The organism is Nonomuraea basaltis (assembly GCF_005893125.1).
GTDB classification, from domain to species: domain Bacteria; phylum Actinomycetota; class Actinomycetes; order Streptosporangiales; family Streptosporangiaceae; genus Nonomuraea; species Nonomuraea basaltis.
Genome location: NZ_VCJS01000668.1, coordinates 1 through 362 on the forward strand (window position 1 = coordinate 1; position 362 = coordinate 362).

Genomic DNA, 362 nt, shown 5'->3' on the forward strand with positions numbered 1-362 from the left:
AAGGGCAGAACACGCGAGTAAAGTTGATCAAGCGGCAGGGATATGGCCGCGCGAACTTTGACCTTCTCAGGAAGAAGATCCTGCTTCGAGACTGACGTCCCGCATCACAAGATCAGCGACAGAGCCCGTTTACTCGTACTCACCTCTGCACATCAAGGAGTACGCCGACATGTGTCGAGCTTGTCTTTGCGCCGGGCCATGACGGCGACCTTGGCGCCCAACTGGGCCAGGCGCCGCGCGGTGGCGGCGCCGATGCCGCTGGAGGCGCCGGTGACCACGGCCACGCGGCCGGCGAGCGGAGTGCCGGTGAGCAGAGCAGACATGAGTCGTGCCTTTCTGCTAGCGATTGACTTCTTGGGATC

1 protein-coding gene is annotated in these 362 nt (G+C 62.2%); it reads right to left on the reverse strand.

Going from position 1 to position 362, the window contains the following annotated elements:
- Positions 1-152: 152 nt before the first annotated feature.
- Positions 153-362: SDR family NAD(P)-dependent oxidoreductase (locus EJK15_RS69955; protein WP_420847203.1), on the reverse strand; the 210-nt coding region annotated here is incomplete at its 5' end.